The 17,625-nt window shown below is 39.2% G+C and carries 20 protein-coding genes and 2 pseudogenes; 10 read left to right on the top strand and 12 right to left on the bottom strand.

The window, feature by feature from the left end:
* Positions 1-72 precede the first annotated feature (72 nt).
* From CM19_RS00470 to CM19_RS00445, 6 genes and pseudogenes are all read left to right on the top strand, one after another.
* A complete protein-coding gene (locus CM19_RS00470) occupies positions 73-1,551 on the top strand; it encodes an MFS transporter (RefSeq protein ID WP_048098492.1) in 1,479 nt (492 codons plus the stop codon).
* Positions 1,552-1,614: 63 nt separating this feature from the next.
* Complete coding sequence (gene hpaD / locus CM19_RS00465; protein WP_048098491.1) at positions 1,615-2,562, top strand: 3,4-dihydroxyphenylacetate 2,3-dioxygenase; 948 nt, start codon at positions 1,615-1,617, stop codon at positions 2,560-2,562.
* A gap of 6 nt (positions 2,563-2,568) precedes the next feature.
* A pseudogene (locus CM19_RS00460) lies at positions 2,569-4,043 on the top strand (4-hydroxyphenylacetate 3-hydroxylase family protein).
* A 96-nt stretch (positions 4,044-4,139) separates the two neighbouring features.
* Positions 4,140-5,012: a fumarylacetoacetate hydrolase family protein gene (locus tag CM19_RS00455; protein ID WP_048098490.1), complete on the top strand. Its 873-nt coding sequence runs from the start codon at positions 4,140-4,142 to the stop codon at positions 5,010-5,012.
* On the top strand, positions 5,005-6,411 hold the full coding sequence (locus tag CM19_RS00450) for an aldehyde dehydrogenase family protein (RefSeq protein ID WP_048098507.1): 1,407 nt from the start codon (positions 5,005-5,007) through the stop codon (positions 6,409-6,411). The genes CM19_RS00455 and CM19_RS00450 overlap by 8 nt, the downstream gene beginning before the upstream one ends.
* A 54-nt stretch (positions 6,412-6,465) precedes the next feature.
* Positions 6,466-6,963: a flavin reductase family protein gene (locus CM19_RS00445; RefSeq protein ID WP_048098489.1), complete on the top strand. Its 498-nt coding sequence runs from the start codon at positions 6,466-6,468 to the stop codon at positions 6,961-6,963.
* 380 nt (positions 6,964-7,343) lie between these two features.
* Here CM19_RS00445 and CM19_RS12995 read toward each other — a convergent pair whose 3' ends face one another.
* From CM19_RS12995 to CM19_RS00420, 6 genes are all read right to left on the bottom strand, one after another.
* Positions 7,344-7,721, bottom strand: a complete 378-nt coding sequence (locus tag CM19_RS12995; protein ID WP_160164843.1) for a hypothetical protein — start codon at positions 7,719-7,721, stop codon at positions 7,344-7,346.
* Positions 7,722-8,158: 437 nt separating this feature from the next.
* Complete coding sequence (locus CM19_RS00435) at positions 8,159-8,530, bottom strand: hypothetical protein (protein ID WP_048098487.1); 372 nt, start codon at positions 8,528-8,530, stop codon at positions 8,159-8,161.
* A 151-nt stretch (positions 8,531-8,681) separates the two neighbouring features.
* Positions 8,682-8,834 carry a PIN domain-containing protein gene (locus CM19_RS13165; protein ID WP_200869375.1) on the bottom strand — a complete coding sequence of 51 codons (153 nt, stop codon included), beginning with the start codon at positions 8,832-8,834 and terminating at the stop codon, positions 8,682-8,684.
* Positions 8,810-9,160, bottom strand: a complete 351-nt coding sequence (locus CM19_RS00430) for an AbrB/MazE/SpoVT family DNA-binding domain-containing protein (RefSeq protein WP_235185571.1) — start codon at positions 9,158-9,160, stop codon at positions 8,810-8,812. Before CM19_RS00430 ends, CM19_RS13165 begins: the two co-directional genes overlap by 25 nt.
* Positions 9,161-9,356: 196 nt before the next feature.
* Complete coding sequence (locus CM19_RS00425; RefSeq protein WP_052349378.1) at positions 9,357-9,641, bottom strand: nucleotidyltransferase domain-containing protein; 285 nt, start codon at positions 9,639-9,641, stop codon at positions 9,357-9,359.
* Positions 9,625-10,050 (bottom strand): HEPN domain-containing protein, encoded by a 426-nt coding sequence (locus CM19_RS00420; protein ID WP_235185570.1) that lies wholly within the window; start codon positions 10,048-10,050, stop codon positions 9,625-9,627. Before CM19_RS00420 ends, CM19_RS00425 begins: the two co-directional genes overlap by 17 nt.
* 201 nt (positions 10,051-10,251) lie before the next feature.
* Between CM19_RS00420 and CM19_RS00415 the strand changes: the two genes are divergently transcribed.
* Positions 10,252-10,836, top strand: a complete 585-nt coding sequence (locus CM19_RS00415) for a hypothetical protein (RefSeq protein WP_048098486.1) — start codon at positions 10,252-10,254, stop codon at positions 10,834-10,836.
* A gap of 519 nt (positions 10,837-11,355) precedes the next feature.
* On the opposite strand, the gene CM19_RS13245 is transcribed toward CM19_RS00415, so the two are convergent.
* The 4 genes from CM19_RS13245 to CM19_RS00400 all read right to left on the bottom strand — a co-directional run bounded on the left by CM19_RS13245 (position 11,356) and on the right by CM19_RS00400 (position 13,493).
* Positions 11,356-11,583, bottom strand: a complete 228-nt coding sequence (locus tag CM19_RS13245) for a hypothetical protein (protein WP_171714628.1) — start codon at positions 11,581-11,583, stop codon at positions 11,356-11,358.
* Between the two features lie 56 nt (positions 11,584-11,639).
* Complete coding sequence (locus tag CM19_RS13240; protein ID WP_052349376.1) at positions 11,640-11,855, bottom strand: hypothetical protein; 216 nt, start codon at positions 11,853-11,855, stop codon at positions 11,640-11,642.
* A gap of 409 nt (positions 11,856-12,264) precedes the next feature.
* On the bottom strand, positions 12,265-12,585 hold the full coding sequence (locus tag CM19_RS00405) for a TA0938 family protein (protein WP_048098485.1): 321 nt from the start codon (positions 12,583-12,585) through the stop codon (positions 12,265-12,267).
* Positions 12,582-13,493, bottom strand: coding sequence for a thiaminase II/PqqC family protein (locus CM19_RS00400; protein WP_048098484.1), 912 nt, complete (start codon positions 13,491-13,493; stop codon positions 12,582-12,584). Before CM19_RS00400 ends, CM19_RS00405 begins: the two co-directional genes overlap by 4 nt.
* Positions 13,494-14,255: 762 nt before the next feature.
* On the opposite strand from CM19_RS00400, the pseudogene CM19_RS00395 reads away from it, so the two are divergent.
* Positions 14,256-14,741 (top strand): annotated as a pseudogene (locus CM19_RS00395) (G1 family glutamic endopeptidase); the annotation flags it as partial.
* 172 nt (positions 14,742-14,913) lie between these two features.
* Here the strand turns inward: CM19_RS00395 and CM19_RS00390 are convergent.
* Both CM19_RS00390 and CM19_RS00385 read right to left on the bottom strand, forming a co-directional pair.
* Complete coding sequence (locus tag CM19_RS00390) at positions 14,914-15,357, bottom strand: hypothetical protein (protein ID WP_048098483.1); 444 nt, start codon at positions 15,355-15,357, stop codon at positions 14,914-14,916.
* 17 nt (positions 15,358-15,374) lie between these two features.
* Positions 15,375-16,259 carry a hypothetical protein gene (locus CM19_RS00385; protein WP_048098482.1) on the bottom strand — a complete coding sequence of 295 codons (885 nt, stop codon included), beginning with the start codon at positions 16,257-16,259 and terminating at the stop codon, positions 15,375-15,377.
* A 249-nt stretch (positions 16,260-16,508) separates the two neighbouring features.
* Between CM19_RS00385 and CM19_RS00380 the strand changes: the two genes are divergently transcribed.
* Positions 16,509-16,868 (top strand): transposase, encoded by a 360-nt coding sequence (locus CM19_RS00380; protein WP_048098481.1) that lies wholly within the window; start codon positions 16,509-16,511, stop codon positions 16,866-16,868.
* Positions 16,869-16,993: 125 nt separating this feature from the next.
* Positions 16,994-17,625 (top strand): RNA-guided endonuclease InsQ/TnpB family protein (locus tag CM19_RS00375; protein ID WP_150111326.1); only part of this gene is annotated, 632 nt, incomplete at its 3' end.

Genomic DNA, 17,625 nt, shown 5'->3' with positions numbered 1-17,625 from the left:
TATCCGCCACCTAAAACCCATTAAACTAGTTTCATATAGCTATTATTTTATAATTACGAATACACTCAAACGATGGCTCAAGAGAATAAAGCTAAAGCGAGTGAGGTAATTGCAAGACTAGATAGAATACCAATATGGGCGTTATCATATATTTTCATCGGCATTCTAGGTGTAGGATTCCTATTCACCTTTTTTGATATCTTCGACATCAACGTATCCTTCATACAGACTTCCTTCGTCCTCTTCCACGTTAGTAGCCCAGCACAGATCCCGGCACTTCTAGGTCCAATAGTATTACTAAACCTTATAGGTTATATAATAGGTGCTATACTACTCTCCCCATTAGCAGACCTTATAGGGAGAAGGAACATGTTAATGATAACTATGGCTATAACTGGTCTCGGTAGCTTATACAACGCACTGTCCCCGGATTATCTAAACTACTTGATAGCTAGGACAATAACCGGAGTAGGAGTTGGAGCAGACCTAGCAATTGTTAACACTTACATAGGGGAAATGGCACCCATGCAAGCTAGGGCTAAGTACACAAACTTCGTCTTTCTGTTCTCCACGTTGGGTGCAGCCCTAGGCATATGGCTTGGTCTACTACTCACAACACCACCTGCACCCTTCCCTCTAGGATTACCTTTCGCCTTAGGGACTACTGGAATATTTGCTACTGACGGTTGGAGGATAATGTATGGTATTGGGGCACTCTTAGCTTTAATAGGGCTTTTACTTAGGATAGAGTTGCCCGAGTCACCTAGATGGCTCCTAACGAAGGGTAGGATAGATGAAGCCAGTAGGATTGTAAGCATAATGGAGGACAAAGCTACTAGGAAAATAGGTAAACTACCGGAGATCCAGAGAGATATAACCCCGGTAGTTTTAGAGCGTATAAGTTTTCTTGACTCCATGAGATTCATCTTCAAGGACCCTAGGTACATAAAGAGGTTAGGTATTTTAGTCTCAGTATGGTTTTTCGGTTACATGACAGTTTACGCTATAGCATCTGGTCTTACTTCCATACTAGCAGCCTTAGGTTACCCACCACCAGAAGGTGGAATGATAACAGCCTTAGGGGTTATAGGTTTTATATTAGTCCCGCTCACTGGGATGGCAATTGGTGACCACTTAGAAAGGAAGACTTGGACTGCTATATCTGTTTCCTTGACTATCCTTGGAGGGGTATTAATAGGTATAGCTGGTGTAAGTAACGTACCACTGGCTGTAATAGGTTCAATAATCCTCTTTTACGGTTTTAACTTGTGGGTGCCAATGTCCTATACATGGACTGCTGAGAGCTTTCCCACTAGAGCTAGGAGCACTGGTTTCGCCCTATCAGATGGGTTAGGGCATATAGGGGGAGGCATATCAGTCATCGTAATATCTGGGGTAATACAGAGCCTATTGTCCTTAGGGAAAGTGACAACTACTATTGTCTTAGAGGTGTTTATAGTAATAGCATTATTCCAAGTCATATCCACAGTTATAGCTGTGATAATAGGGCACAGGACTGCAAACAGAAGGCTCGACGAGATATCACCCTAAAACTAGTTTCATTTCACCTTTAAATAAATATAAAGTTAATCATTTTTTAGGTGAAGAATTTATATGCCACTCATTAACATATCTAGGCTTTCTCATGTGGCAATAAGGGTAACTGATATAGACAAAGCTAGGAACTTCTATGTGGACCTCTTAGGCTTCATTGAGACTGAAAAAGACGGTGACAATCTTTATTTAAGGGGTAGGCATGAGGCCCAACACCACAGCTTACTCTTAAAGAAGGCATCCTCCCCGGGGCTATCTTATATTGGCTTTAGGGTGACTGAACCTAAAGAGCTTGACAAGGCTAAAGAAGTTCTCTCTAACATGGGAATATACACTATGAAGTTTAAGGAGAAAGGGGTAGAAGACGCTATCCTGTTTGAGACACCTAACGGTATTCCCGTAGTCCTATACTTTGACATGGAGTATGTAGAGGACGTTAGGATGAAGTTTTATATGCATAAGGGTGCTAGACCCGTTAGATTAGCCCACGTAAATTATGTGGTAAAAGACATTGAGGCTGAGTATAAGTTCTTGAATGAAGTATTTGGTATATATGAGACAGAGGCTTTCTTAGACGAGAACGGGAAGAGGTCTGTAATATGGACTACTAAAAGTGGTGCATCGCATGAAGTCGCAATAGCTAGGAGTAGCCGTAATGTACCTGGCTTCCACCACGAGACATATTACGTCCACGAAGTCAGTGACATAATTAGGGTTGCGGACATACTCTCATCTGAGGGTATGTGGGATAACATAGAGAGGGGTCCGGGGAGGCACGGTGCCACAGAGGGCTATTACATTTACGTGAGGGACTTTGACAAGAATAGGGTTGAGTTTTATGCCCAAGACTACATTGTGTTAGATCCAGACAAATGGAAACCCATAATTTGGACTCCGGAACAGATAAAGTATAGGAGTGATTTTTGGGCTAGACCCATTCCCGAATCGTGGTTGAGGGAATGGCAGCCCGTTGAAGACCCTAAGACGGGTCAAATTAGGTCATGGTGACCACATATGATTAGGAAAGGAATAGATTATATAAAAAGCATAAAGGCACACCAACCACACGTCTACTATGACGGACAGCTAGTAGAAGATGTGACAGAACACCCAGCATTTAAGATACCAGTAAATACAGTGGCAAAATACTATGACTTCCACTGGGAAGAAGCAAACAAGGACTTAAGAGTATATAATAAGGATGTGGGGGAGGAGACTAGCATAACCTATAAGGTACCTAGAAGCAAACAAGAGTTAGCCCAGTTAAGGGACGGGTTAGTGAAGATTTACGACTTCTATAGGGGGTACTTCGGTAGGAGCCCGGACTACTTGAACGTATGGACAGCTGTATTTTATGCCCATGCCGAGGACTTCTTCGGGAAGAACTTCGGCTCAGAATACATGGAGAACGTTATAAACATATATAAGGAGGCAACAAAGAATGACCTCTACTATACTCACGCAATAGTCCCACCGATGTACGATAGGTCAAAGCCCCCAGCGGAGTGGGACGACCCATACATAGCGATAGGAGTAGTGGAGAAGAGACCAGACGGTGTAATATTAAGGGGGCAGCACAGATATCTACATCTGGCCCATATGCTGAGAGAGTATGGTACTTACCAAACGCATTTAGGACAGCTGCAAGTGACGAGAAGTACGCTGTATTCGTATCACTGCCCACAGACGCAAAGAACGTATATTTCATAGCTAGAAGGGCTTTTACACCGAGGTATGGTGAGTTCGAGTATCCCTTAAGTGCTAGGTTTGAGGAGTCTGACGCTATACTGGTCTTTGATAACGCCTTTGTCCCAAAGGATAGGATAATATGGTTAGGTAAGCCACACCTAATTGAAGAGTTCATGTGGCACACAGTAAGGCTAAGGGGTTGGTTCAACTGGCACTTCGTAATTCGGCACTACTCTAGGTTAAAGTTCCTAGCAGGTCTTGGTATTGCAATTACTGAAGCGTCAAAGACTAACGTACACATTAACGTGCAAGAGATGTTAGGAGAAATACTAATATACTTAATGCTTAATGAGGCTGCCCTATATGCTTCCGTAGAGAAAGCTGAGGAACTACCTAACATAACTAGACCGGACCCATATATATCAATAGCAGCAAGCCACTTCAACCAGAGGGTATTACCGAGAGTCCATGAGATATTGAGAGGAATAGCTGGTGGTGCATCAATCCCAATACCCTCAAGTATTAAGGACTTCGAGAACCCTGAAGAGAGGAGATTACTGGACAAGTATTTATCTATGAAAGGTATAAGTGCGGTAGAGAGGGTAAAGCTCTTCAACTTGCTCTGGGACGTCATAGGTTCAGAGTCTGGATTAAGGTATGAACAGTATGACAGGTTCAGTAGAGGCGACACTGTAGTTAGGTGGGCACAGACATACTCAGAGGTCTTCAAAGAGAAAAAGAGAGAGTATGTAAAGTTAGTCCAAGATATACTAGACCAAATGCCTAACCCTAAGGCATAGATATAAAACTAGTTTTATTTTTTATTTATTTATTTAATCGCTCAAATTGCACTATGATAAATATGTGATCTTTCTCGCGGTTTAAGGGTGTTTCAAATGACTAGGTTCTTGAGGTTTTCCCATAAAGGTAAGATAATGATAGGGGTAGTGGAGGGCAATTACGTATACGTCACTGATAGTTACAGAGAAATAGAACCAAAAGGGGAAGCTTATAACTTAAGCGAAATCACTGTAGAAGTACCGGTGGAACCTAAAGCCATAATCTGCACCTTAGTCAACACCCCCCAAATGATTGGGGTAAATAGTAAGGAAGAGGCAAAGAGGATGGTAGGATCACCTAAGTTCTTCCTAAAGTTACCCACAAATGTTATTCCCCACTTAGGTGTGATAGAGTCACCCAAGGATGCAATAAGACCAGAAGTTGAGATAGGAGTAATATTGAAGAAAAAGTTAAAGAACGCTTCTCTCAGTGAGGTTAAAGAAGCAATATTAGGTTATACAGTCTTCAATGACGTAACATACCCTCCAGGGATTAAGGAGGACTCCTATTACGCCATGAGAAGAGACCCATCAGACGGGAAGGTCAAGAAAATGTACGTTAGGGGATCACACTTTAGGAACAAGGTAAGGGACACGTTTGCACCCACAGGCCCATGGATAGTAACCCCAGAAGAGGTAGAGGACGTTAACTCCCTAGCCATGCACAGTTACTATGATGGTAAAGTAATACAAGAGGGGAACTCATCTGACTTGATATTCTCCGTTGAGGAAGTACTCATGGAGCTCTCTAAAGTTGTAACAATACCCGAGTTCAGTCTTGTCAGTTCCGGGAGCATAGGGTATAAGGAAGCAGAGGAGGTCTCAGAGTACTCATTAATCCCTAAGGATAACGCAATGATGATTGCTGAAGTGGAAAAGATTGGTAGGTTAGAAAACTTGATTAAGGTCACGGGTGATGGAAATGTCTGAGTTCATTGAAATTAAATCACCCTCAGACTTAAGGGTAATAGGTAAAGTAAAGAGGATGTCTAGGGATGAAGTGAGGAGTGAGATAGAAGAAGCATATAAAGGTTTTGAGATTATATCAAGCATGCCACTCTACAAGAGGACTGCAATACTAATGAAGGTCTCAGAGATTATAGAGAGAGAAGGAGAGAGATTAGCTAAGTTACTCGCACTGGAGGCAGGGAAACCAATTAGGGACGCTAGAGTTGAAGTACTCAGGGCATCTAGGCTCTTTAGGCAGGCTGCCAGTGAGGCGCCATTAGTACTTGAAGGGAAGAACTATAGGGTAGACGCTTACGAGTATCCTCCGGGTAACGAAAACAGAATAGTGATGAGCGTAAGGGAGCCCATAGGTGTGGTGTCAGCAATCCTACCTTTCAACTTCCCGATCAACAGCTTTGCACATAAGGTAGCCCCTGCAATAGCTGTGGGAAACTCTGTAGTGGTAAAACCGAGCATAAGCGCACCACTCTCAGCTTTAGAGATGAGGAAGATTATGATAGAGGCAGGCTTACCGGAAAGTGCAGTTAGGGTGGTCACGGGGTATAGCAGTGAGATAGGCGATGAAGTAGTCACAAACCCACTCATAGGACTAATAACATTAACTGGTTCCACTAATACCGGTCTAGCAATTGCTTCAAAGGCTACATCATTAGGTAAGAGGGTTATAATGGAGTTGGGTGGCTCAGACCCAATTATAGTACTGGAAGACGCTGAGGTCGAAAGGGCCTCTTCAATAGCTGTTAGGGCTAGATTTGAGTATGCTGGACAGAACTGCAATGCAGGGAAAAGGATAATAGTTAGGGAGGAAATAGCTGAAAAGTTCATAAAGGCTTTCTCACAAAAGGTTAGGGAATTGAGGGTAGGTGACCCACTAGATGAGAGGACAGACATAGGACCAGTAATAAACAGTGAGAGTGTAGAAAAGATGGAGAAAGTTGTGGAAGACGCTAGGGAGTCTGGAGCAAAGGTAGAGGTGCTAAATAAGGGTCCAGAGACTGGTTATTTCTTCCCTCTCACCATGCTCACAGGGTTGTCAACTAACGCCTTAGCCCTCAAGACGGAAGTGTTCGGACCAGTTGCACCAATAGTTAGCGTGAAAAGTGATGAAGAAGCTATTGAGATAGCTAACTCCACTGAGTACGGCTTACAGTCAGCCATATTTACTAGGGACTTGAATAGAGGGTTAAAGATGGCTAAAAAGATAAGGACTGGGAGTGTTATTATAAATGACAGCACAAGGTTAAGGTGGGACTCGTTACCCTTTGGAGGGTTTAAGAAGAGCGGTATCGGGAGGGAAGGAGTTAGGGACTCCATGTTAGAGATGACTGAAAACAAGTTAATTTCAATAACGCTGTTGTAATTTTTTAAAACAGTTTGATTGAGTTTTTTTATTAATTAGAGCAAATTTTCTTTTATGGCAAATAACAACAGTAATGAAGTCTTAAAAGCAGTAATGAGACTTTTCCCGAACGGCGTTGCAATAGTTACAACTAAGTGGAATGGGATGCCAGTTGGAATGACTGTGAACACTTTTAACTCCCTATCCCTTAACCCAGTGCTGGTTATGTTCTCAGCCGACAAGACTAAAGGGAACGACAGACCCTTTAGGGAGAGTGAAGCCTTTGCTGTAAACTTAGTGGAGAGTGTTGAGGTGCATGACACATTTGCCAAAGTCCCAATGGCGGAGAGGTTTAAGAGAGTGGGATACGTCGAAGTCTACGGTGTCCCAGTCCTCACAGAAAGTTACGCTTACATAGTTCTAAGGAAGTATACAGAAGTAGATATTGGTGATCACGCCATAATAGTTGGGGAAGTCTTAGAGGGTAAGGTGACGAGGAGCGAACCTAAACCCTTAGTGTATTTCAATAGGAGGTATGTTAGGGTTTACTTGAATGAAGATCATAGTAGTTGAGTACACAGTGATTATTATTTCGCCTCATACCATCTAATATTAAGTTTTAGTCGAAACTCATGAAAGATCTAGAGTTCTACTATTAAATAAAAAGTTGAATGTTCATGTGCATATTTAATTAGTTTAAAAGATGTTGTTTTCTATCACTTTAGTAGGACTTGATGCTTTTTGTCTACCTCTCAAGAGTTAATTGATTACGTCTGGCAAATATAGCTTTTCATATTTCGTAGGGGGTATGAAGATACATATAATAAATGATCATCTTTTTATATTAAAGGAAGGTGTCGAATGAAAAATTTTTACTTTGAATAATCTGTTTTCGTTGTTTATCCTAAAAAACAAGTCAGATAGAGGACTAGCTATCCCGAAGTTTGAAAAAATCAGAGAACGAAACCGTTGTTGAAGCCTAGTCCCTTGCTGAGACTCGACACCTTATTTCCCATAATTCTGTTACGCCTATCCTTAGCGTGTTTGTATAGGACTAACATGTTGTTGATCGTTACGATACCTTCTATCCAAGTGTCAATGTATATTGGAAGTAAGGAGTGGATGACGTATAAGCTTATAACTGGTATTAGAGTGGCTAGACCAAACTTATACAATGCAAAAGTGAGAGGATTAGAGATAAAGGATCGGATTATCAAATTCTGTTCATGCTTTGGGTTCTTTGTTAATAACGAATCTAATAGGGAAGACCAGAAGTCATGGAACTGGAGGACGTAGAAGAGGGCAATTTCTACAAGGGTCTCGCTTATCATACCACCACGATATTATACGTAAAGTTGGACATATTAAAAGATTATCATAATGTGATGAATTCTAGAAAAAATAAGTCAATCGGTGGCTTGTGTTGGTTCAGGTTCTATTAACGTTTTAACACTTATGAGGAATAAAAAAGGGCTCACTTAACTTTGCGGGCTACGAAAAACACTACAACAAAACTCACAACACCGGCTATTGCTGTGGCTAACAGTGGGTCTATGGAGTGCACATGCACTGTATAAACAAAAAGAGCATATTGTAGAAACTTAGTTTCATTAGGGGTGATATTCGCCACATTAACGTTAGAGCGGGTTACTGGTATGGTGATAGCATTAGTTATAACAAAAACAGTTGCTGAAATTATTAGAGGTATTAGAAACAGAAAATATTTTTTCATTATTAAAAATAAAAAAGAAGATGGCTTTAAAGCTTTTCATAAACCGTATGTGTATTGATAATAGTTACTAGAATTCTGGAATTCAAAAGTATAGTACCAGTTTCCACCAGTTTCTGGTCCGCCATTTACGGGATACATGTATAATGTGTTATAATTGAATACATATACGTTACCGTTTTGGTAATTGCCTTTCGTTTGAAGGTTAAATACACTAGCCTGTAGAGTTGTCCCAGGTGCCGGTGAAGAAGACGGTGCAATATAGGGTTTCCCAGATGATAGGTATTCAAATTGATAATATATTTGCCAATGTCCAGAATTTTGTGGAGAGGAAACGTAAGGTAATTCAGCCTGATCAGCAAATAATTGACCATATGCTTTGTAGATGTCTAAATATGGTGACTCTTGCATAAAATAAGCGGATTCAGCAATCTTTGTGCTAAAATTCCATGGTACATAAAATGTTACTGGAAAAACATCAACACCACCAAATACAAATGATATTTCAGCGGTGCCGTTTCCAAAATTATATATTGTTACTATATTGGTACCCCATGGAGGACTAAACCATGGTGATACATCTTTGGTAATAAGTTATTTCTGCCGTATATATCTCATCAGTCTCCTCAATCCACTTTCTTGCCTTAGCAGAGAATGAAGGGCTTTCAGTAAGGAAATAGACAAAAACGTTTACGTCAAAATATCTTTTAACCATTTTTTACCCCTTTCATCTAAAGCCTCCTTTAAGATTTCATCAACCTCAGCCTTTTCCAAATCCACTTTAAACATTCCCTCATACTTCTTTATCAAGTCACCCTTGTTTAAGGGTCTAATGAAGACCTCATTATCTTTTACAACCAGCTTAACTACGTTACTTATGTTTAACCTTTCCCTAACGTCTTTCGGTATTACGATCCTACCCTTTTCATCAACCCTCAATATGTATTCCATAAATACCACTCTCTCTCCTACTAATATAAACTTAGCTCTGTGAGAACTGTGTGTATTGAATGTGTCGCCAACTTGTGATAAACTGTCCAACTATGGCGTGATTTACGTTCTTCATTAAGGTTTTTATCAACAACTAACGACGCTATGAATACACACATAATCAGACGCAGAAAACTCTAAAATCAAAATAAAGACAGACTTTTCTTAACCTATGTTTTCACGGACAGAAAGTTTCACGTTATTTTCACGAAAGGTTTATCTAAATATTTCTTAGCCTCAGTAGGGTTCACCACATGAAGCTCTGCTGGAGCGCCGAACGGCAGGTTAACTTATCGAAGGCTAGTTCAAGGACTTTGACCTTAAACGTCCTTTTCTCCCTCCCCTTCAAATCCTTTTTAATGACTATGAGAATATCAATGTCACTTCTGACTGTATATTTACCAGAAGCAATACTCCCTATGACATAGACTTCAGCACTTTCATCTAGCTCTTTTACTGCTAACCTTATTGCTTCAGCATACTCCCTCCATTTGCTTAAATGAGAGAAGACAAACTTAACCGGACTTGACACTCCTAACAACCTCCTCCAGCATGGAAATTGTATCTTTAGCTAATTTAATCATTTCGTCTGCGTCCTCCTCTGAAAACTCAACGTCTTCGTATCTTCCCTCTATGTATGAGTCATCAAGAGTTACTAGAGAGCTCCTTCTTTCCCTAACAAAATCCCTTACCCTTTTAGCCTCTTCATGGTATTCATTTTTCTCTAGTAGGTCAGATAAGTAACTTAGAAGAGACCTTATTCCGTGTCCTTCATACTCCTTCCCAAAAAGTTCAAGGAGTACAGCTTTAACGTACAATTGCACAGCTTGCTCGCAATGAAAGGAAGAAATATCGTAATACCCTTTATCCTTATCGTCCATGGTTTCTTCGAACAGTCTCAAAGCCCTCCTTTTTAATTTTTCAGGTAGTCCCCAACTCACACTTGTACCTACGTATTTGGATTTGAAAGTTCGGATTGAATTGACCTTCAATATTACTTGTAGAATGAACTAGATACTTATACGCCTTATCGCCTTTCCTAGCAGCTAAAGGTTCTGTGATCAGTAAGTTATACGGCGAGTTGTTTCTGTATTTTACTTACGAAAACATTTTTATATTTCGCATATGCATAATCGTTTAGAATGAAAATAAAGAGATTGCTTCTAATAGGGATTACAATCTCTTTACTTGTAGTAGCAGGGATTTATCTAGTAGTCTTGCCTTCGCTCGTTCATTCTCTACCCACTTCTGTCACACCACAGCAGGTAATAAAGGCGTCTGATAAAGCATTTGGCGGTAAATGGTCTATCAACATAGGGATTAGTGGTAACACGACAGTCCTCCAACACGGTACAGAAAAAGTTACTTATTTAAACAACCGTACAGCGACCCAACCTTGTAGTTTCTATCCTCAAGCTATGATCTCTCAAGAGTACTTCTTAATCTACAACAGCACTAAGCCATTAGATGGAGGGTATTTCCGTATATATGAGTTCAATAACTCATTTTACGCTGAAAACTTCTTTAATAAGGAATTAAATACTACTATGCCAGTATCTTATAAAGCGAATTTTACCCTTGGTAAGATTAAAGGGGAAGTTATATCTTTCGCTAATTCAAACATAACCCTTGGTATTGCAATTTACGGAAAATATGTATACCTATTATATATGTATTACTTTACATTTAATGATAATCAGTTCATTACTTTCATAAACAGTTTATGATACGTTGAAAGAGAACGTCAATATCAACTTGAAGTTAACTTTATCGAAGTATACTAGCTAGGTAATTCACAATAATGATCTAAACCTGCTATAAAATAAAGACAATAATTTTATAAAAAGAGTTTCTAAATGGTATGAATTTAATATGTGATGTTTTCTCCATGTTTTTTCTTTACATTTTCTTAATTACATTTTAACTGTCTTTGATAAGTCCAGTAAAGAGACTAGTACCGTAATTGAAGATACGACTAACGCTATCTCTAGGTCTCTAGGTAACCCAAATGGTAAAAGTAAAATTATTGTAGTCCTAAAACCTCCACCTGTTAACCTAACCTACGAAAAGATTCAAGTTAGTAGTTGTAGACCTAACATCTATTGGATACACTTCTCCCATCCATATCCCAAAGTAAGCAAAAAACGAAGAGCTAACCATTAACAGCAATAAAACATAAAAAACTGAGTAAGACAGCAAGCTAACGTGACTAACTAAGTATAACGTGAGGAAAAGAACTGGAGATACTACCCTAAGTAGTGTGAAAGCAATAGTAGTCCTCTTCCTAACCTGTCATATATCCTACCAGCTATTGTAAATAAGATAAAACCAACAACAAACATCACTGCCAATATTGTGGAAGGGTCAGGTACGTTTTGTTCCTTTAAGAAAGTATCAGTCAAAGAGACTAACGGGACAAAGAAGAGGAAAGAACCTATTGCAAAGATAGAGCCCAAGACTGTTACCTTACTCAACTCCCCTTTAAATATCTTTGATGGTCTAAAAGAAGTCGTAATCCTAGACTCTGGGATTAAGACCAGAGACCAATACTTAAGAGGGCTAAAACACTTATTATTGTGAAATACAACCTTCCGTTATGTATTACAGAGAGCAGTGCACCTATATCGTAAAGCGCTTGCATTATACTTCCTACTAGCCCTCTAGACTTCAGTAGCGAAAGTTCAACTGCATATACGTAACTAAGACCATTATCGCCCTTAACGCCAAAACCAATCAAAAACCACACAGCGTAAAAGAGGTAAATGTTTTGTATAATTACGTTAATGATGATGGGATGAAAACAAAAGGATTAAGAGGAGTAATGCGTACCTCCCCTAGAAATCCCCAACGATACCCATTACAACACCTCCAATAGCTCCACCTATCCAGCTCAAGGGTATTGTAAAGGCTAGAACGCTCACTGGCACTTTTACCTCTCTTCAACTAGAGGATAAAGGGCAAATAATATGGAATAGATTGACATCGTTGAGGACAAGAATACGAGGAGAAGGGCTATTAGAGAGTTTCCTCGTCCCCATAAGAATTAATAGGATTTATGGTTTTTATTTTTGTTTGTTAATAAAACATTCAGAACGAGTTGTTATAGTCCTTCATCGCAGTAATTACGCAAACACTCCGAGATACGTTCTTCATGTTTAGGTCAGTTCCTTAAAAGTCTCTATTCCAGCCTCATCGTTAAACTTTACGTAAAACTTGTACTCTTTATCCTCACTTTTGGCTATACAAGTCCTCCCAGTGTAATAATTTCCGTTGATCACTAATTCGTAAATTTTACTCCACCTTGTCCTGTTCTTAACCTCATTTACCATGTTTTTGAATTCCAGTGCACAGTAATCACAACAAAAGAACAAATTCTCTCCGTCAATTACATCATAGTACTCTCCCCAAGTTGCACCACATAATGCACACCCTTTCTCCTTAGTGCCAGCCTCCTTACCGTTAACAATTATTTTCATGTGTAGATCACCACCCTCCCTATTAGGCTTGGTTCTATCTCAAACCCTCTCTCTAACCTAGCTAACAGGTACTTTGAAAAGGCGTCAAAAGACTTTAGAACTATTATCTGTACCTTTTCTGTCATCTCCTTTGCATACCTCTCAACCATTTTTAAGGCTGTACCAGCGTGTGAGATGTCAGCCTCATACCCCTCCCTTAGGAAGTCCTTAACGGCTTGAGGGTATTGGTCAGAACTCAATATCTCTGGATTAAAATATGGTAACCTAGCTCCATATTTCACAAGGCTCCTATCTGCCACTAGCTCAAGACTATGCATTGCCGCCATAGTTTCTAGCCAAGTCCTCTTTTCCGCTATATTCCTCCAACTCCTTATGGCTGACTGGGTCGAGGGCAACGGTGGCGTGGACAATATTTTCTCCCTAGGCATACCTACAGCCTCCCCCATTCTTAGTAGTAACTCGTAATGAGATAATCTCCCATTACGTCCTATGAATTCCACAGAAATATTGTCCAACTCATACTGTAAAACATCATCCCTATCAGTCTTGAATACAATCGACGAGAGCACTTTGACCCAGTTCTTCAGAAAATGCTGGTGCTCAATCACATATCCCAACAATACCCCCCTAGTTGGGTTCTGCATTGCAACGATGAACGGATGGGGAGTGTTTCCGTAAAATTTCTCTATGAACTTAGATCTTATCCATATTGCTAGCCCCTCAGAGGTTGAAAAGAACTCCTCCAACTTATCTGCTAACTCATGAACCTCCATCCTTCTAGTGGATATGTTCCGATTGAGCCACATTACGTGTGAAGGGTTACTCTTAACATTAGCCATAAAATTGAAGTGTTCAGCTAAGTCATCCCAAGTGTTAAACTCCATTTCACATGAAGGACATATGGGCATAACTTTATACTCAATGTTTAACTTATTAAGTTTAACTTTCTAATACTTTATTAAATAGATAAAATTAGTAAATTGATGGTCAGTCTTACTAGTGCCACAATAAAATTTTATTCTAAAATAAATCAGAAATTCAAGTCTAAAATCTTTGCATTAGGGCAAAACTTTTCGAGTTATCACAATATCCCCTTGTTAGAAATTTCTTTAAGTCTAAAGTATATCGGTTTAATACCCTCGAATGAGGGAAATAGCAATGAACCTTAGTATGTGTTGGTTAGACATCATTTTCGCTGAATTTATGAAGAGCACGTCTTAGGGAGGTCATTATGAGCGTAAACAAGCTTAGAGTTGCAACTGTGAAATAGAAGTAATGATTCTCTCCTAGTCGTATAAACTAAGTTCATGGTAAAGTGTAAAAAAGTTTGGTCAGCAAGCTAAAGACATAGTCCCATTCCAGTTTGGTGGAATGGTATTTTATAAAGAAAAGTTATCCGAACATCTGGGTTTCCCCCTCGTCAACTAAAATCTTATAAAGTGGTCTTTCAAACATAAATTATGTTATTAAAACAAATTGAAATGGGAAGTGGAAAGTTATTCACCTTTTTTATTCCTAATGTTGTTTGTAACCTTAACCCCTCCAATAGTACTACACACCAATACGTAAGCGAGCACGCAATATTACTAAACCAAGTCGAGTTTCTTAATTAGGCAGGATATGTTGTAACATTTTTATTCTCTAACCCATAACCAGTAGTAACAGCGGTCTATGGGTCATGGATCGTACAGAGTGTGATGCCCTCAAATACAGCCACATATTCATCTCAATGGATAGGGATAGGAGGGTTCTTCTCTAGGGACAATTCTTTAATAAAGACTGGAACACTATCGTATTCGGATTACGGAAAGACCTATTACTCAGCATGGTATGGGCTCTTACCTGCATCATCAACAATAACAAACTTCAACGCTAAGCCCAGTGATATAACGCAGGCTGAAATATTTGTAGTAAAGATAATAAACTCAACAACACAAGAGTTGAACATAACTCTAAACGATCTGACAGAACATGAACACTTTTCGATACTGGTGAACTACAGTTCCTCCTTACTCTCAGCAGAGTGGATTGAGGAGAGACCAGAGGTTAATGGACACCTAAGTACTCTAGCAAACTTCAACATTTCATATTATGGAAACTATTATACTGGAGTACCGTATACAAACTACGCTGATCTGACCTCCTCCTCTCCCTGAAGGGTGAGGGTTCCTTCGGGCAGATCATAGGTTTTGATCCATACGCTTCATCCTCATCGAATCATAGCTGGCGGTGTTTTAAGCACCAACCCCGCTCCTCTGGCCCACGTATAGACCAGTAGGACAGTCTACCCCAGCTTATCCCTATCCCTCTGGTGGAGGAGCCCCCCTCTTATCCCACTGAAATTATAACTACGATGAGTGGTATCCATAATAACGAGATTAACATACCAATAAATAGTCTTCTCATATCTACTTTTTTAACTTCTCCTTTCAACAAGGCTTTAAAGTCTATTTTTGAGTACCATATACCTGCTACAAAGAACCATATGCCAGAAGTAATTATATAAGCAGTGTAGAGATAATCTTTTGATACTGGGATGCCGTTGAAATTAAAGGAGCTAACATGAAAAATTAGAACTGAGAGCAAGTAAGACGCCGTAGATAAGAATATGATAAACCCAGTGCCATAGAAATATAATGTCTTAATTCTTAGTTTGAATTCATGACCTTTTGAGACTAATAGAAGAACAGAGTATAACATAGCTAGAGTTGGCAAAAAATCGAACAAATAAAATGTAGTGCCGAACTCTAAATAATCAGCCCAACTCACCATGGGTCCTCACCATCCTATCAATTATTAGGGCAATTAGCACCAACCTCATAGGCCGCATACCCACATACAGCTGCGCCTGCTAATACACCTACTAGGAAAGATAGACCGAAACTTACAGGAGCTAATACTGCCCCCCATATACCGAACTCTAAACCGCATAGGGAACCAGTTGCAGCGGCTGCTAGATTACAGTTGCTTCCGTCCTTTACAACTGAGAAAGTGTAGTTTAGTGTCATTTTCAATATGAATTTTGGTATTATTTTATTTAAGTTTTTCATGTCTTTTGATATTTTCTCATAATATTTGCCTAGTGCTTTTAGTGTTTCGTTTTGTGAATTCTTGTATATTTTGCTAAGTTTATTCAATCCCTTGCTGATTAGATTTGTATCTTTCTTTAACGTGGAGGTTGAATTTATTTCGATTAGGTTTGTTATGTTTGTCTTATGGTTTGTGGGGTTGAAGTTTATTATGAATAGTGCGTAGTAACCGTTTTCACTGCTTAGTGTGTAGTTGAATATTACGATTTTTACTGTTAAGTTGTATTCTTTCTCGACTTTATGATAGATGATGTAGTATAATACGTGTTCGTTTACTGTTGTGTTAACATATGCTGATTCGTTCCCCTGGTATATTAATAATGTTTCTTTCTCGTGTGTCATGTTGTATATTAATTTGGGAGTACCCAGTGTTACTGTTGGATCAGGGGTATTTGATTGGTTTGTAGTTATGTTAGCTAAGTTTAGGACGTGGAAGTCACCCCCATTTGTGTACGCTAAGTACTGTAGGTCTCCTCTCGGGGGATTGTTTGCGAGGGTTACATGCGTGTTAATGAAAAACATGTCTAGACTTATGAGGAATAAAAAGAGTAAAGCTGAAGTACTTACAATACTCTTTTTATCCATCTTTATATCACCGCGATTATTTCTTTAAACCAGTTTTTTTTTAACTCTTCTAACCACTAGACAATGTTTAGATTTACGACGTTATTCTGCTTAAAAAACTGATTTATAATTATTAATTTCATAATATAGGTCTATACTTTTCACCAGTAAATAAACTTTTACAACTGAAAGCCTCGCTCTTCAGAGCGGGGATGTTATCAAAAAAAGTTTATAAAAAGATAGAGAGTAACTCCTAATGAGGACGGTACGGTGGGTAAACCTAAGAAGAGTAGTAAGGGATCAGTCCCTATGCCTACCGTACCAGTCCTAAGACGCACCGTAACTGTAGAACTAATTCAAACAAAAGAACAAGAGGAAGTGTTAAAAGAACTAGGAAACTTGTGTTCAAAACTATGGAACCAAGTAAACTATGAGAGGAGAAGACAGTTCTTTAACGGTGAACGTGGTGTTGATATCAAGGGTACCTATACAAAGTGGTATAATGAGTATAAGAACATGATAGGTACAATAACAGCACAACAAGTTTTAAACAAGAACAATGAGGCGTGGAGTTCATTCTTCTCCTTGTTAAGAGCAAAGAAAAACTACTACCATTTATCAAGAACGTAAACCCACCAGGTTACTGGAAAGACAGGAAGAAGAGGAAGTTGATAATAGTGCTAAGGAAAGACTAATACAAGATAGATGAAGAGAAACAGGAGATTGAACTACGCCATTTAGGAAAATTCAAGGACTTGGCAATAAAATACAAGGGGGAAATTTACTATAGAGGGGGACAAGGGAGGTTAGAAATAATATATAACGACGTATTAGGAAAGTGGTATGCCCACATTACCTTAAAGGCAAGTGAAAGACTTGACAGAAAGAATGATGAATGGGTGAAAGCACCACTAACACCAAAAGGTAATTTAGTAGGTGGGATAGATATAGGGATAAACAACTTGTTAGCTGTTTATGTATCAGACGGTACACAAGTGTTAATCAAGACTAGAGTGTTAAAATCAATCTCGTACTACTTCATGAAACTGATAAGTATGAAACAGAAGTTGTTATCCTTGTATGACCAGCCATTTTCGGGTAAAATAAGGCGATTATATGTTAAGTGGAAGAGGGAGTTAAACGCTATAATAGATACTACCGTAAGGAAAGTTGCTGAATTCTTATACAACAAGGGAGTCTCATTAATTAAGGTTGGTTATCCAAAGAACATAAGTCAGAAAAAGGGTAACTTTCTAGTTGTTAACGTCTGGTCTTATAAACAAGTTATGGAAAAGTTGAGGGATGTTGCTGAAGAACACGGAATAACTGTTAAGTTTGTTAACGAGTCGTATACCTCGACCACTTGTCCCATCCACGGCAATGGATG

Origin of the sequence: Candidatus Acidianus copahuensis, from assembly GCF_000632495.1 — an archaeon.
Taxonomy (GTDB): domain Archaea; phylum Thermoproteota; class Thermoprotei_A; order Sulfolobales; family Sulfolobaceae; genus Acidianus; species Acidianus copahuensis.
This window is presented reverse-complemented; position numbering and strand designations above follow the sequence as displayed.

Bases quoted from the DNA above. Each gene is read 5' to 3' on its own strand.
- CM19_RS12995 (WP_160164843.1), bottom strand. From the start codon at position 7,721: ATGATAAGCGAGACCCTTGTAGAAATTGCCCTCTTCTACGTCCTCCAG.
- CM19_RS00415 (WP_048098486.1), top strand. From the start codon at position 10,252: ATGAAAATAAAGAGATTGCTTCTAATAGGGATTACAATCTCTTTACTT.
- CM19_RS13165 (WP_200869375.1), bottom strand. From the start codon at position 8,834: ATGGTTAAAAGATATTTTGACGTAAACGTTTTTGTCTATTTCCTTACT.
- CM19_RS00470 (WP_048098492.1), top strand. From the start codon at position 73: ATGGCTCAAGAGAATAAAGCTAAAGCGAGTGAGGTAATTGCAAGACTA.
- CM19_RS00435 (WP_048098487.1), bottom strand. From the start codon at position 8,530: ATGCAAGAGTCACCATATTTAGACATCTACAAAGCATATGGTCAATTA.
- hpaD (WP_048098491.1), top strand. From the start codon at position 1,615: ATGCCACTCATTAACATATCTAGGCTTTCTCATGTGGCAATAAGGGTA.
- CM19_RS00390 (WP_048098483.1), bottom strand. From the start codon at position 15,357: ATGGTGAGTTGGGCTGATTATTTAGAGTTCGGCACTACATTTTATTTG.
- CM19_RS00450 (WP_048098507.1), top strand. From the start codon at position 5,005: ATGTCTGAGTTCATTGAAATTAAATCACCCTCAGACTTAAGGGTAATA.
- CM19_RS00400 (WP_048098484.1), bottom strand. From the start codon at position 13,493: ATGCCCATATGTCCTTCATGTGAAATGGAGTTTAACACTTGGGATGAC.
- CM19_RS00445 (WP_048098489.1), top strand. From the start codon at position 6,466: ATGGCAAATAACAACAGTAATGAAGTCTTAAAAGCAGTAATGAGACTT.
- CM19_RS00455 (WP_048098490.1), top strand. From the start codon at position 4,140: ATGACTAGGTTCTTGAGGTTTTCCCATAAAGGTAAGATAATGATAGGG.
- CM19_RS00385 (WP_048098482.1), bottom strand. From the start codon at position 16,259: ATGGATAAAAAGAGTATTGTAAGTACTTCAGCTTTACTCTTTTTATTC.
- CM19_RS00405 (WP_048098485.1), bottom strand. From the start codon at position 12,585: ATGAAAATAATTGTTAACGGTAAGGAGGCTGGCACTAAGGAGAAAGGG.